We start from the raw sequence: 14,212 nt of genomic DNA, 5'->3' as shown, positions 1-14,212 counted from the left end.
TCCATGGATAGGGTACCGTGCTCCGAGATGGACGATCAGCCCACGATTACGCGATCACTCCTCGTAGGCGAGATTCATGAGCCACTGGGTGAACTGCCCGCTCTGGGCGTCGACTTCGTCGTCGCCGACGAACGGTGAGAGCATGTCGCCGGCCATCAACAACGAGAAGTCAAGATCCTTGGCTGTCGGCGTCAGGTGGTAGGTGTTGTGGCCATTGTAGACCGTTTCGGTCCGTTCGATGAGATCCTGCTCGGCCAGCGAATCGACGATCCGGGAGCCCTTGCGTGAACTCACGTCGAGTTCCTTCCAGAAGTCGCTCTGGTGGATACCGCCAGTTTCCCGGATGAGTTCGAGGCCCCGTCGTTCGTCCTCCGACAGATCGGACTCCGACGAATCAGTGCTCATGTCACTACCTGGGGCAGGTTGGCGCTTAAACCTGACCTTCGATGTGCGAGTCCCGCCCTCCCTGATACTGAAACGGCTGGGTCAGATCACTGGGAGTTACCCACCCACGCCACGCTCAGTAATCGTAGTCGGCCCCACGAAGATAGCGAGGCAGATCGCTCTTTCCCGGTCCATTGACAGCTCGCTGTGGCGAACACGAGAGGTTTAATACCACTCAGTCAAACCACCAGGTGGTGAAACGACGTACGTTTCTTCGAACGGCCGGAGCCAGTGTCGTGGGCGCAACAGCACTTGCGGGCTGTGCTGGCAACGACGCGACCGACACGGAATCGGCCGGGACAGGCGGATTCAACGGTACACTCCAGATAGCGACGTACTCGTCGTTCACTGGAAAAGACACCGCAGGGAACTGGCTGAAATCCAGCTTCGAGGCGGCCCATCCGGGCGTGACTGTCGAGTTTACCACGCCCGAGAGTGGCCTCAACCAGTACATTCTCCGTCAGCAGAACGGTGCCGAGATCGATGCCGACCTCTATATCGGACTCAACACAGCCGAACTCGTCAGAGCCGACCAGGAACTTGATGAGTCACTGTTCGAGACGGTCGATGAGGACCTTACACGCGCCGATACCGTCAAGTCGGGCCTCCAGATCGATCCCGACGGGCGGGCGATCCCGTACGACACGGGATACATCTCGCTGGTCTACAACGGCAACGAAGTCGAGAATCCGGCGACCTTCGACGCGCTGACGAGCGAGGAGTATCAGGGAGATCTCATCGTCCAGGACGCCGGAAACTCCGATCCAGGCCGGGCGTTTCTCCTCTGGACGATCGCCGAAAAGGGCCCCGATGGCTATCTCGACTACTGGCGGGATCTCCTCGAGAACGACGTAACGATCCTCTCGGACTGGGAACCCGCCTACAACGCGTACATGAACGACGAAGCCCCGATGGTGGTTTCCTATTCGACCGACCAGGTGTACTACCACGGTGAGGGCGTCGATATCCAGAAACATCAGGTCGGCTTCCTGAACGATCAGGCCTACGCCAACCCCGAGGCGATGGCGCTGTTCACCGATGCGGACGCGCCGGACCTCGCCCGGACGTTCATGGACTTCATGCTGTCGCCGGTGGCCCAGGCCGAGATCGCCGTCCGGAACGTCCAGTTCCCGGCCGTCGAAGGCGTCGATCCCGGCGCGGAGTTCTCACAGTACGCCTACGAGCCGTCCGAGCCAGTCACGTTCAGCTACGACGAACTCTCCGGCAACGTCGAAGGCTGGATCGAGGACTGGCGACGCGAGATCGCAAACTGACGATGCGACAGCCCTCGGCCGATCGTCTCGCCCTGCCGGCCGGGCTGGTGGTGACACTCTCGGTTCTCGGCGTCGTGTTTTACTATCCGGTTTCCCGAGTCCTTCTGGCTGCGATCGATCCGGGCGGTGCCTTCTTCGGACCGATCCGAACGATTCTCGCCGATCCGTTTTATGTTGGTGTTGGCCATCACGCCTTCGCCGATCCGCTCGGCGTTCCGTCGGGAGTTCTCGCCTGGATCCGCAACGGTGTCCCGCTTTCGGCGGTGGAGTTCGGGCTGTTCGGGTTCACGGCCTACCAGGCCGGCCTCTCGGCGCTCGCCAGTGTCGCGCTGGGGCTGCCCGGCGCGTACGTGCTCGCGCGCTACGAGTTCCGGGGCCGAGAAACACTCAGGTCACTGACGATCGTTCCGTTCGTCTTGCCGTCGATCCTCGTGGCGGTCGGGTTCCAGGCGATGTTCGGACAGACTGGCGTGTTGAACGACGTTCTGGCCGCGATGGGATTCGAGCGGATCGAATTCCTGTTTTCGTTGCCGATCGTGATCGTCGCCCACGCCTTCTACAACGCGCCGCTGGTCACGCGCCTAGTGACAGCAGCCTGGGAAGGGATCGACGCCCAGCAGATCGAGTCGGCCCGGGCCATGGGCGCGTCGCCGCTCCGGGCGTTTCGGGACGTCGTCGCACCGCAGTTGCGTCCGTCAGTGCTGACCGCCGGCCTGCTGGCGTTTATCTTCTCGTTTATGTCTTTCCCGATCGTGCTGGCGCTGGGCGGGCTTGAACTCCAGACGGTCGAGGTCTGGCTGTACGCGAAAGTCCAGTCGCTGGCGCTGGAAGAGGCGGCGGCGCTGGCGGTTCTGGAAACGCTGATTTCCTTGGGGTTGATGTATCTCTATCTCCGCTACGAGGCCGCACAGGTCGTTACCCGTTCGGGTGGCACAACCCAGTCACGCAGGCCGCTCGTGGCGGGCGCGAGGACGCTGACTGACCCCCACCGCCTCGCTGTGTTCGCCTACGGAATCGTCGCGGCGGTCGTCTTTCTCGGCCCCGTGGTCAGTCTCATCCTGGAGAGCATCACGGGACCGGGCGGGGAGTTTACGCTCGCGTACTACGAGTTCCTCCTTGCCCAGCAGGCCTCGGCTGCGGTCGGGACGATCAAGCCGTTGCCGGCGATCGGGAATTCGTTGCTTTTTGCCGTCGGGACGCTAGCGCTTGCCGTACCAATGGGCGTCATCGTGTCGATAATCGCGACAGGTGAGGGGCGAGGCGGTCGCCTGGCCGAGGCGGTGTTGAGCGCGCCGATCGCCGTCAGCGGAATCGTCGTCGGCCTCGGGTTGTTACAGACGCTCGTCTTCGGCGTCCCCGTGTTCGGTCACCGGCTCACCGTCACGGGGCCGGTCGCCGTCGTCGCGGCCCACGCCGTAGCCGCCTATCCGTTCGTCTCCCGCACTGTCACCCCAGCGCTCGCGGGTCTCGACGACCGGCTCGCCGAGGCCGCCCGATCACTCGGGGCGTCGCGAGTTCGGGCGCTGGTCACCGTGACGGTCCCGTTGATCGTCCCCGCACTGCTTGCCGGCGCGGCGTTCGCGTTTGCGATCAGCATCGGCGAGTTCGACTCGACCGTGCTGCTCTCTGAGGGTGGCGGCAGCTACACGATGCCGGTCGCGCTCGAACGCTACGTCGGCAACCGATCGCTCGGGCCGAGTCTCGGGGCAGCAACAGCGATGGGAACCGTCCTGCTGACGGTGACAGCCATCAGTTTCGTCGTCATCGACCGCGTCGGAGGGCGATACGATGGGTGAGAGGTCCGTATCCGCGGGCGTCGAACTCGACGGCGTCTCGGTCACCTTCGGCGATGTGACCGCGCTCTCGGACGTGACTCTCTCGGTCGCGGACGGCGAGTTCTTCACGCTCGTCGGTCCCTCCGGGTGTGGCAAGACGACGACGCTCCGGACGCTCGCCGGCTTCGAGACGCCGTCCGCGGGCACGGTCCGGATCGGCGGGGTTGACGTCACGGACCGTGCGCCCGAAGACCGCGATATCGGGATCGTCTTCCAGAACTACGCGCTGTTTCCCCACATGACGGTCCGGGAAAACGTCGCCTACGGCCTCCGGTATCGGTCGCCACCGGGTGACGCCGATCCGGATAAGCGAGTGGCGGCGATGCTGGAACTGGTCGACATGGCCGGCATGGGTGATCGAACCCCCGAGTCGCTGTCCGGCGGCCAGAAACAGCGCATCGCCCTCGCGCGTGCGCTTGCCCCCGGACCGGACGTCCTCTTGCTCGACGAACCGCTATCGGCGCTGGACGCGCGATTGCGCGAGCGACTCCGGGTCAGTATCCGGGAGATCCAGCGCGAACTCGACATTACGACAGTATACGTCACCCACGATCAGGAAGAGGCGCTGGCGATCAGCGACCGGATCGCCGTCGTCAACCACGGTCACGTCGAGCAGGTCGGGACGCCACAGGCCGTCTATGACTCCCCGTCGACCCGGTTCGTCGCCGAGTTCATGGGCGAGAACAACGTCTTCGACGCGACAGTGACGGGCCGTGACCCACCACAAATGTCACTTGGTGAAACGACGCTCACGCTTGAGAGATCACTCCCGACGCGATCCCAGGTGATCGTCTGTGTCCGTCCCGAGGACGTCACACTCGGCGATGGAGACGTGACCCTTGCCGCGAACGTCGAACACGTCGAGTTCCTCGGGGACACCTACCGGGTGCATTGTGACTGGAACGGGCGGGCACTGCTGGCGAAGACCCGGTCCGAACCGACTGGCGACACCGTCACCCTCGGGATCGACGCCGCTGACGTGACCGTGGTCGGCACCCGCGAACCGTGACGGTCCGCGAGCAGCCCCCTCGTCGAAAAGCAAGACACACTTGTCCGGTGACTGCCGACCTCACGTATGCCCGACCGCGGCAAGATCGACACCGACACGTTCGACGCCGTCATCGCGCCACACCTCGGGGCCAGGCGAGACGACGTGACACTCGGCCCACAGCACGGCGTCGACTTCGGCGTGCTCTCGATCGACGAAAGCGCACTCGTGGTAGCGACCGATCCGATCTCGATTCTCCCCGCACTCGGCTTCGAACGGGCCGGTCGACTGGCCCTCGATATCGTCCTGACGGACGTCGCCGTCTCCGGGATCGCACCCACTCATGTAACTGTCTCGCTATCTCTCCCACCGGAGATGAGCAACGACGAACTGGGGCAAACCTGGCGAGGGATGGCCGACCATGCGGAGAATCTGGGCGTCAGCATCGTCTCGGGACACACGGCCCGATACGAAGGTGTCGAGTACTCCTGGGTCGGTGGGGCCACGGCGCTCGGGGTTGGTGATCCGGACGATATCGTTCGACCGGACGGCGCAAATCCGGGTGACGCGATCGTGCTCGCGACCGGACCGGGCGCGGAGACGGCCGGCCTGTTCGGGACGTTGTTTCCCGAAGCGCTCGATCTCCCCGCAGAGACGGTCGCGACCGCCCAGGAGCGCGTGACGGACATACGAGGTGTCGCCGACGCGACGACGGCAGCGGCCGCAGGCGACCTGACGGCGATGCACGACGCGACGGAAGGTGGCGTGGTCGGCGGCCTCGCCGAGATGGCGACAGGGGCCGACGTCACGTTTGCTGTCGAACGGGAGGCTGCGCCGGTTCAACCGGGAGTTGAGGCTGTCTGTGATGGGATTGACGTGGATCCGTGGACCGTGACAAGCGCGGGAAGCCTTCTCATTACGGCCCCACCATCGGCGGCCGAAGACGTCGTTGCCGCCCTCGAATCACGCGGCACGCCGGCGGCGATCATCGGGTCGGTGCGCGACGCCGGTAGTGAATCACCGGGGGTCGTCCTCGACGGTGAACGGGTCGAACCACCGGCGAGTGACCCGGCGTGGGACGCGATGGCGCGCCTCCAGCGGACCACACGACGATAGACACCGGTGGCAATCGGTGTCGGGACAGCGTCCGTCGAGAATACACAGAGCCCGCACGGTCGCGGTCGATCAGCCGTGGCGAATCCGCTCGATGACGGTTTCGCGATCGACCGTCCCCGAGACCGTCCGGGGGATCGTCTCGCTGACGGCGATAGACTTTGGCACTTTAAACGATGCGAGTTCGTCCCGACAGATCGATTCGATCTCGTCGGGTGCCGGCTCGGTCCCGTTCTCGGGGACGACGAGCGCGCCGACACGTTCGCCCCACTCCTCGTCGGGGATGCCGACGACGGTTGATTCGGCGACACCCGGGTGTGATTCGATGACCGATTGCACTTCGTTTGGATCGACGTTCTCGCCACCGGTGACGATCCGGTCGTCGATCCGCCCGACGACGTAGAGCCGGCCGTCGCTATCCCGATAGCCGAGATCGCCCGTATGGAGGCCACGCTCGTCGAAGACACGGCGTGTCGCGTCGTCATCGAGATAGCCGGGCGTCACAGTCGGCCCGTCGATGACGATCTCGCCGGTCTCGCCCGGCGGGGACGACGCGCCGTCGTCGATGATCGCGACCTTCGTGAACATGAGCGGCTGGCCGACCGTGCCCGGGTTCTCGAAGGCTTGCGTGGGCGTGGCGGTCGCCACTTGGGACGCTGTCTCGGTCATCCCGTAGGTGGGATACGCCGGCACCCCGGCTTTCTCGCTCCGTTCGATGAGGTCCCGGGGCGCGGCGGCCCCACCCAGCAACACGAACCGGAGTGATTCGGGCGGCGACCACCCCGCCTCGAGCAGTCGGGAAAGCATCGTCGGGACGAACGAGACGCCGGTCACATCGAAATCCTCGATCGCTGCTGCGGTCTCGGCCGGTTCGAACTCGCGCTGGAGGACGACACTCGTTCCGTACAACGTCGACCTGATCAACGGTGCCAGTCCGCCCATGTGCACCATCGGGACTGAAACCAGCCATCGATCCTCGCGAGTGAGGCCCAGTCGGAACGCCGATGCGATCGCGCTCGCAAAGAGATTTGTCAGCGTGAGTTTCACGCCCGCCGGCTCGCCGGTCGTCCCGGATGTGAACATGATGAGATGGGTATCCGACGGGTATCGCGCCCGTGGGGCTGTTCCACCATCGTGAGACGGGAGCGTCTCGACCCCGGAGGTGTCCGTCTCATCGACACTGAAGCGAGGGCATCCGTCGATATCAGCGATCGACTCGGCAGTTCGATCCGTCGCGACGATGGCGTCGACGGCTGCCTTCTCGGCGAGGAACTCGAGTTGCTCAGTCGGCTCGCGGGTGTCAAGCGGCACGATCGCCGTCCCGAGTCGCCAGGCTGCGTGTGTCGCCCGGACGAAATCGATCCCCGTCTCCATGGCGATTCCGAGCCGGTTGGGCCGTCCCTCACAGGCAGTTTCGATCCGGCCCGCCAGCCAGTCCGCTTCGTCGAATAGCGCCTCGTATGTCCAACGTTCCCCCGTTTCCGACTCGATGACTGCGGTTCGATCGGGGGTCGAACTCGCGCGCGCAGTCAGTGGATCGACCTGGGGCCAGGCGTCGAGCGTTCGCATTAGCATGTCCTCAGACCCCGCAACACTTGAACGGCGCTACGATTCTCAGATTCTTCGAAGGTCATTCGCCCGGTGTCTGAAGACGATCGAGGTCGACCCCGATGCCGGGACTATCGGGCACGGGCATCCGGCCGTCGAGAACCGGTGCAGGATCGGGCGCGAAATCGTCCGCGAGTCGGTCGGCCGTCGCGAGACCGCAAGCCCGCTCGATCCCCAGACTCGCCGCCAGGTGGACGCAAGCGGTCCGGGCGAAGACCCCATCGATCGTCGTCGAAAATACCGGATCGAGATGTTGCTGTCTCGCTTCGAGTGCCAGCGTCCGCGCCCGTCGAATCCCGCCCACTGCCATCGGTTTCAGGACGAGAACATCCGCCGCCTCCACCGCGAGAATTTCGTCCAGGGTTCGCTTGCGAAGCGACTCGTCGAGTGCGATCTCGACGCCGCGATCCCGCAACGCCGCGTGACCGTCGAGATCATCGGCGGCCAGCGGCTGTTCGATGTACGAGACGTCGAGGGGTGCCAGACCGTCGATCGCCCGGCGCGCGTCAGCGACCGTCCAGGCAGCGTTCGCGTCGACGCGAACTTGCGGTTTCGGGCCGATCGCATCACGGACCGCCCGGACGCGGGAAACGTCCTCGCCGATCGAGCGAGCACCGACCTTGAGCTTGACCGTCTCGAATCCCGCATCGATGGCGGCTGATGCCCGTTCGGCCGTTTCTTCGGGAGGCCCGTCCCCGACGGTTGCGTTGACAGGGACGGACTGACTTGGGGACGGATCCAGAGACGCCGCCAGCGACTGTCCAGCCTCGCGAGCATGGCGGTCGACGATCGCGAGATCGAGTCCATGGCGCGCTGCCGGCGTCTCCGATGGGTCGAGTTCGTCAAGCGCAGTGTCGAGCCCGCGCTTGCGGACCACCGACTTCGTCGTTTCAAGCACCTCCCGACAGTCCTCAAGTGACTCTGTCCAGCCAGGGAGTGGCATCGCCTCGCCAATCCCCGGTGAGTCTTCGAGCCTGACGAGAAAGCCCTCCCGGCGTTCGATCGTGCCAGTAGCCGTCGAGAGCGGCGAGGCGAGGGGCAACGAAACGGGGTCGACCTCCATCAGATCACCTGCGGCAGGGCGAGTCCGACCGCGAACAGCACGGCGTGGGCGACCATGACCTGGCCGGTCCGTTCGAGTGCCGGATCGAGGACGTCGCCCCCCGATTCAGTCAGCACAGTCAACGTCACCGATACCGCAAGTGGAAGCGTCAATAGCGGGAGCAACGCCGGCAATCCGAAGTCGGAATCGAATGCGAAGACGACCGGGACAACGTACGCCGTCCCGATCATGAAAACGTATTCGAGGCGACTCAGTCGGTCGCCCAGGATGACGGCGAGCGTACGCTTGCCGGCCTTCCGATCCGTCTCGATGTCGCGGATGTTGTTCACGTTCAAAATGGCGGTCGAGAGGGTCGCGGCCGGCAGGCTCGCGACGACGACCGCAAGGCTGACTGTCCCGCTCGGCACCCACAGCGGGAACAGGTCGGCCATCGTCGACGCTGCCTGGACGTAGTACGTCCCGACCACGGCAAAGACGCCGAAGTAGACGAACACGAACAGGTCGCCCAGGCCGTAGTAGCCGTAGGGATACGGCCCCCCGGTGTAGAGAATCCCTGCGGCGATGCCGGAGAGCCCGACGAAGAGGATGGGCACGCCGCCGATCGCTACGAGATACAGCCCGACGACGATCGCCAGCCCGTACGTGACGATTATTGCGCGCTTGACCTCGTCGGGTTCGATCAGGCCACTCGAGGTAACGCGGGTGAAGCCCTCGCGTTCGTCCGTATCGGCCCCCTTCACGGCGTCAAAGTAGTCGTTAGCGAAGTTGGTACCGATCTGGATTAAGAGTGCGCCGACCAGCGCCGCGAGTGTCGGGAAGAGGGCGAAGACGCCGTCGTGGACGGCGACGCCGACACCAACGATGACCGGCGCGGTCCCGGCCGGGAGCGTGTGCGGTCTGGCGGCCATCACCCACGCTTTCCGCTTGGAGACGTCTGCCGCTGGCCTACTCATTAGGTCGGTTTCGGGGCCGCGTCCGTGTTAAGGTACCGGAGCGCGTCATCGAAATAACACCGAGACAGACAGCTGTGAGCATACGGCTCGCCCCGGCGAGCCGTTTCACTGCTGGCGAGTGAAGCGAGGCTCGAACGGAGTGAGAGCCTCGGAATTGCGAACGGCGACCGACGGGAGCCGTGAGCAACGAGCCAGCAGGAGTTTTTGATCCACCGATAGACTCACTATGCTCGTCTATCGAGCCTTGCTTCGCTTCGCTCAGCAAGAGAGCTTTTTGCGAGGTGGGTTCGCTTGCGAACCCACCGACGTAAAAAGGTCGTTTAGTAGTGCCAGGGGTACTCGTCGAAGTCCGGTTCCCGCCCCTCGTTGAAGGCGTCCCGGCCTTCCTGCGCCTCGTCGGTCATGTACGCGAGGCGTGTGGCTTCCCCCGAGAACACCTGCTGGCCGACCATGCCGTCCTCGGGGAGGTTAAAGGCGTACTTGAGCATCCGCATCGCGGTCGGGGACTTGCCCTCGATGCGCTTGGCCCACTCCAGGGCGGTCTCCTCCAGTTCCTCGTGGGGGACGACGTCGTTGACCATGCCCATATCGGCGGCTTCCTCGGCATCGTAGGTCTTTCCGAGGAAGAAGATCTCGCGGGCCTTCTTCTGGCCGACCTGGCGGGCAAGATAGGCAGATCCGAACCCGCCGTCGAAACTCCCCACATCGGGATCGGTCTGGAGGAACTTCGCGTGTTCCTCGCTGGCGAGCGTCATGTCACAGATCACGTGCAGCGAGTGCCCGCCGCCGACTGCCCAGCCGGGCACGACCGCGACGACTGGCTTTGGCATGTGGCGGATCTGACGTTGGACTTCCAGGATGTGCAGGCGAGGGGCCTCCTGGCCGTCACGTTCGTCCGGGTCACCGTCCTCAGCGTACTCGTAGCCGGCGTCGCCGCGAATCGATTGGTCGCCGCCCGCGGAAAACGCCCAGCCGCCGTCCTGCGAGGAGGGGCCGTTGCCGGTCAGCAGGACGGTGCCGACATCGGCCTGGCGCTTGGCGTGGTCGAGCGCAGTGGAGAGTTGGTCAACCGTCTCGGGCCGGAAGGCGTTTCGCACGTCGGGGCGGTCGAAGGCGATTCGAACGGCGCCGACGTCGCGTGCCCGGTGATACGTGATGTCCGAAAAGTCAAACGATTCGATCGGGTCCCATCGATCCGGGTCGAACAACTCCGAAACCATACCGGGAATCCGGGCGGCCGGCGCAAAAGCGTTCCCCGACGTTGGAGACGCCGGGTGTCTGACGCTCTGCCAAAAGTTAAGGGACCCCCTCCCTACGATCCCTATATGTCGATCGACCCAGAGGCAACACCACAGGAGATCACATCACTGGTGGGGCGAGAGGTGTATTCGAGCAACGGCGTCTACGTGGGCGAAATCGAGGATCTACGCCTTGATCTCGACGCCGAAGCCGTCACTGGGCTTGCCCTCCACCAGCTAAATACGGAACTGTTCAACGCCGAGACGGCAAGTGCCCGCGGGGCGATCGTCCCGTATCGCTGGGTACAGGCTGTGGGTGACGTCGTCATCGTCAACGACATCGTCGAGCACGTTCACGGGACTGAAGCTGACGGCTCCAGTGAAGACATCGTCGCGTGACTGCGTATTTTCGGCTCAACTTCCGTTTGAACTGTCGCTTCCTTCGACGCCCATCGCCTCGAAGAGCTTCGACCGAACGGCTTCCTCAGTGAGTTCGAGCAAAGTGTCCCGATTGTCGTCGCTCGTTTCGATCCCGGTAAAGATACCGAGTGGGATTTCGACGCTGGCATCTGTGGAGTGCCCGGCGGTTTCGCCGATGTCGCTGAAGGCCTCCTCTAAGACGTTGCCAATGTTCATCCGGATATCCTTCGAGCGGGCGGCCAGGTAGATCGTGTCGTCGGCGATAGCGAACACCGCAGTCGTCGTGATCCCTTCGAGATTGAGGAGTTGTTGAGCGGCTTGGGTGAGGGCGTCGCGGTCGCGGATGAACCCCGCGTTCGAGACCAGGTGACTGCCGCGGACCTGTCGGTTCCGGATCGCCTCGGCGAGGACATCCAGCGTCTCCGGACTCATACTCGGCGATTCGACCTGTTCGAGGGTGTCGTGATCCGCGAACGGATACAGATAGGCAGCGGCAGTCAGATCAGCCGGCGTCGTGTCGCGCTTGAAGTCAAGCGTCTCGGCGCGAATGCCATACAGAAGCGCGGTAGCGACTTCCTGATCGAGGCTGAGATCGAACTCCTGGACGTATTTCGTGAGGATGGTCGAGGTGGCCGAGACGTTGGGCCGGACGTCCGTGAATTCAGCGTCCATCTCGGTTTCGACCTCGTAGTGATCGATGACGATGTCGATCGGCCCGGAAACGTTCGAGGAGAGTTCGCCGCTTTTCGCATAATCGACGAGGGCGGACGTATCGTAATCAGCGAGGTCGACCGACGCGCTCGATACGAGTTCGAGACCGAGAAGATTGACGAACGCGCGATTTTCGTGATGTCCGATCTCACCCTCGTAGATGACATCCGCCTCGACGTCACGGTGTTCGGCGATGGCCTGCAGTGCGACCGCACTGGCGATCGAGTCCGGATCGGGGCCGCGATGGATCAAGATCGCCATCCGCTCGTCGGTCGAATCAATGACGGCAGCGAGCTGGCGGGCTTTATGTTCGAGTTCGCCGGTTTCGAGTGCGCGGAGTGCCGAATCGGCGATCACTGCAGACGGATTGATGACGACGTTCGCGCCGAGTTCCGAAAGATCATCCGCAGATACCGGATCGGATGCACGGGCGACGATGAACTGCTCGTCGTTGTGTGTCCGGAGGTTCTCGACGGCGACCTCGTTGGCCTCGACGTCCGAAGAGAGAATCAACACGACGTCCCGGTCGGCGAGTTCGTCGACGATCGACTCGTCACGGATGTCCGCGGTCTTGGCATTGAGATCCTGATCTCGGAGGGCTTCGACGCGGCTCTCGTCGCGGTCCAAAATGAGGACGTCTTTGCCTTCCATTTCGAGTTCTTCCGCGACGGCGTGGCCGACACTTCCACACCCCAAGATAGCATACGAAGACATTGTCGCCATCGTGATTCCGCTACTCATAGTGACGAAACCGAAGGATCCCAGACTCTTATATCATCGAGGTTGTTCTCGATTCGAAAAACTCCCCGAAGCCGCCGCCCGAGTGCGACTGCCCAGCCCGAAAGGAAACGTATTTGAATCGCCCGACGAAACCCATGAGTGCTTGGGGCCGGTAGCTCAGTCCGGCAGAGCGTCTGACTCTTAATCAGACGGTCAGGGGTTCAAATCCCTTCCGGCCCGTAGCATTTTGCTGCGAGCAACCCGCGAGCAGCAAATGCGCTATGAAGGGATTTGAAGTAGACGAGTCACAGCCCGGGAAGCGAGCGGAGCGAGCGACCCGGAATGTCTCGGCGCGGTTCAAATCCCTTCCGGCCCGCTCTCTCTGGCGCTCGCAAACTCGCGAGCGTCTGCTGTGCGTCGGCGAAAGGGTTTGACGGAGACCAGTCGCGCACAATGAAGCGAGCACGTCTGGACGTGATTCAAGCCTCGCCGGCCCGCTCGTGGCGAATTGAAGTGCGACTGGCTTACGTGGGGATTGCAGGGACTCACGGCCGGCCGAGAAGGCAGTCAGGAGTCCGCTCTTGCGACGGAACGGGCGAACTCAACGAGTACCGACTTCGAAACGCCGCTCCCGGCAACCGAGTACCGGGCGTTTGGCGTCGTCCAGGAGACGCGCAACTCGGTGCCAAGGTTGCGAAGCGTTGCATCGTAGTCGCCGACCGGTACCGCCTGTCCGTCCGTATTCGGGACGTATCCGGTGAGGTTACTCTTCGAGACCGACAGGACAGCCGTTTCGTTCGCATACTTGAGGCCGATACTTCGGACGCGGTCGGTCACAGTCTGTGTCGCTTCGACCAGCCGGAACGTTTCGGGAACGTCCGGATCTGGAACTGAAAACGACGCGACAGCACGGAGACCGGCGATATCGACGAACTGCTCCTGTCGTGTGCTATCGGCGTCGACGACAGTCACGTTCGATGGCGGGTCAAACTGGAACGTGTCCGCGGGCAAGCCGGGATTGAACGTCACGTTTCGGTACGAGACGGTTATCGAAACGGCGTCGCCGTCCCGGACGTACTCGGTCGTCCGCTTGAGCGGAACGTACCACTCCTTGTCGATCCACAATCGTTGCTCGAAGTCCTCGACGACGCCCGCCGTGGTGGCGTTGGAGTGTAGAGACAACACGTACGTCGGCCTACCGTCGACGGTTTCGACCCCCTCGTAACTCACTGCCATCGATCCGGCGGTTCCATCCGTCCGGTCGCTTCCTTCCGGCACGAAAGGCAGTGGTTCAATGTCGTGAGTGGTCCCGTCCGCCGAAGCCCCGCGTTCGACAACCGAAAACAATCGATCGAGACGCGACGGGAGCGATCGAGAGGTGTTCACGCCGTCGATCCGTTTCGCTTCGCTCTCGCCGTGCGTATAGATCCATAGCGTGTTCCCATCGGAGACCTGTATTTCCCGAGCCGTCAGATTATCCGTGATGTCCTCGATGCGAAACTGCCCCGTCCCCGGCCGTCGAGAGACGTGATCCAGCGAGCGGAACGTCCGGTTTTCACGATGGATCACAGTCCGCTTTTCGGCTGAAAATCCATCGAGGGAATCGTATCGCTCGCTGACGGACCCCGCAAAGTTCGGGGCTTGAGAGTCAGCACTGACCCAGACCCCGACCGCGACGCTACTACCGATCAGCAAGATGGCGAACCCCACTATCGGAATCCACGACCGCGGACGGGAAGACTCCATCTACGTGGTTTATATGCAACGAGCGAGCCAATAGTCGTTTCGATCAGCGGAAAATAACGTATACCGCGTGGAATGTGACATTCTCGACGAAACGGCAGG

General features: G+C 63.3%; 12 protein-coding genes and 1 tRNA gene. 6 read left to right on the top strand and 7 right to left on the bottom strand.

The window, feature by feature from the left end:
* Positions 1–54 precede the first annotated feature (54 nt).
* Positions 55–405, bottom strand: coding sequence for a MarR family transcriptional regulator (locus HBNXHr_RS05925; protein WP_275740370.1), 351 nt, complete (start codon positions 403–405; stop codon positions 55–57).
* Between the two features lie 233 nt (positions 406–638).
* Between HBNXHr_RS05925 and HBNXHr_RS05920 the strand changes: the two genes are divergently transcribed.
* The 4 genes from HBNXHr_RS05920 to HBNXHr_RS05905 all read left to right on the top strand — a co-directional run bounded on the left by HBNXHr_RS05920 (position 639) and on the right by HBNXHr_RS05905 (position 5,657).
* On the top strand, positions 639–1,718 hold the full coding sequence (locus HBNXHr_RS05920; protein ID WP_275883526.1) for a thiamine ABC transporter substrate-binding protein: 1,080 nt from the start codon (positions 639–641) through the stop codon (positions 1,716–1,718).
* Between the two features lie 2 nt (positions 1,719–1,720).
* The gene (locus tag HBNXHr_RS05915) at positions 1,721–3,514 is read left to right on the top strand and encodes an iron ABC transporter permease (RefSeq protein ID WP_275883525.1); all 1,794 of its coding nucleotides are present in this window, start codon (positions 1,721–1,723) and stop codon (positions 3,512–3,514) included.
* Positions 3,507–4,562: an ABC transporter ATP-binding protein gene (locus HBNXHr_RS05910; RefSeq protein ID WP_275883524.1), complete on the top strand. Its 1,056-nt coding sequence runs from the start codon at positions 3,507–3,509 to the stop codon at positions 4,560–4,562. The genes HBNXHr_RS05915 and HBNXHr_RS05910 overlap by 8 nt, the downstream gene beginning before the upstream one ends.
* Before the next feature lie 66 nt (positions 4,563–4,628).
* Complete coding sequence (locus tag HBNXHr_RS05905; RefSeq protein ID WP_275883523.1) at positions 4,629–5,657, top strand: AIR synthase-related protein; 1,029 nt, start codon at positions 4,629–4,631, stop codon at positions 5,655–5,657.
* Positions 5,658–5,726: 69 nt separating this feature from the next.
* On the opposite strand, the gene menE is transcribed toward HBNXHr_RS05905, so the two are convergent.
* From menE to HBNXHr_RS05885, 4 genes are all read right to left on the bottom strand, one after another.
* A complete protein-coding gene (gene menE / locus HBNXHr_RS05900) occupies positions 5,727–7,223 on the bottom strand; it encodes an o-succinylbenzoate--CoA ligase (RefSeq protein WP_275883522.1) in 1,497 nt (498 codons plus the stop codon).
* Between the two features lie 61 nt (positions 7,224–7,284).
* Entirely contained in the window at positions 7,285–8,325 is a 1,041-nt protein-coding gene (gene menC / locus HBNXHr_RS05895) for an o-succinylbenzoate synthase (protein ID WP_275883521.1), read from the bottom strand.
* The gene (locus HBNXHr_RS05890; protein WP_275883520.1) at positions 8,325–9,278 is read right to left on the bottom strand and encodes a 1,4-dihydroxy-2-naphthoate polyprenyltransferase; all 954 of its coding nucleotides are present in this window, start codon (positions 9,276–9,278) and stop codon (positions 8,325–8,327) included. Before HBNXHr_RS05890 ends, menC begins: the two co-directional genes overlap by 1 nt.
* 320 nt (positions 9,279–9,598) lie before the next feature.
* Positions 9,599–10,498, bottom strand: a complete 900-nt coding sequence (locus tag HBNXHr_RS05885) for a 1,4-dihydroxy-2-naphthoyl-CoA synthase (RefSeq protein WP_275883519.1) — start codon at positions 10,496–10,498, stop codon at positions 9,599–9,601.
* A 105-nt stretch (positions 10,499–10,603) separates the two neighbouring features.
* Here HBNXHr_RS05885 and HBNXHr_RS05880 point away from each other — a divergent pair, with 105 nt between their 5' ends.
* Positions 10,604–10,915: a PRC-barrel domain-containing protein gene (locus tag HBNXHr_RS05880; RefSeq protein ID WP_275740357.1), complete on the top strand. Its 312-nt coding sequence runs from the start codon at positions 10,604–10,606 to the stop codon at positions 10,913–10,915.
* Positions 10,916–10,930: 15 nt separating this feature from the next.
* On the opposite strand, the gene HBNXHr_RS05875 is transcribed toward HBNXHr_RS05880, so the two are convergent.
* On the bottom strand, positions 10,931–12,388 hold the full coding sequence (locus HBNXHr_RS05875; protein ID WP_275740355.1) for a DHH family phosphoesterase: 1,458 nt from the start codon (positions 12,386–12,388) through the stop codon (positions 10,931–10,933).
* A gap of 145 nt (positions 12,389–12,533) precedes the next feature.
* On the opposite strand from HBNXHr_RS05875, the gene HBNXHr_RS05870 reads away from it, so the two are divergent.
* Positions 12,534–12,607 (top strand) — tRNA-Lys (locus HBNXHr_RS05870).
* Between the two features lie 327 nt (positions 12,608–12,934).
* Here HBNXHr_RS05870 and HBNXHr_RS05865 read toward each other — a convergent pair.
* Entirely contained in the window at positions 12,935–14,077 is a 1,143-nt protein-coding gene (locus tag HBNXHr_RS05865) for an outer membrane lipoprotein carrier protein LolA (RefSeq protein ID WP_275883518.1), read from the bottom strand.
* Between the last annotated feature and the right edge of the window lie 135 nt (positions 14,078–14,212).

The organism is Halorhabdus sp. BNX81 (genome assembly GCF_029229925.1).
In the GTDB taxonomy this organism is placed as follows: Archaea; Halobacteriota; Halobacteria; order Halobacteriales; family Haloarculaceae; genus Halorhabdus.
The sequence above is the reverse complement of the archived record's forward strand: the minus strand, read 5'-3'. Positions and strand labels throughout refer to the sequence as shown.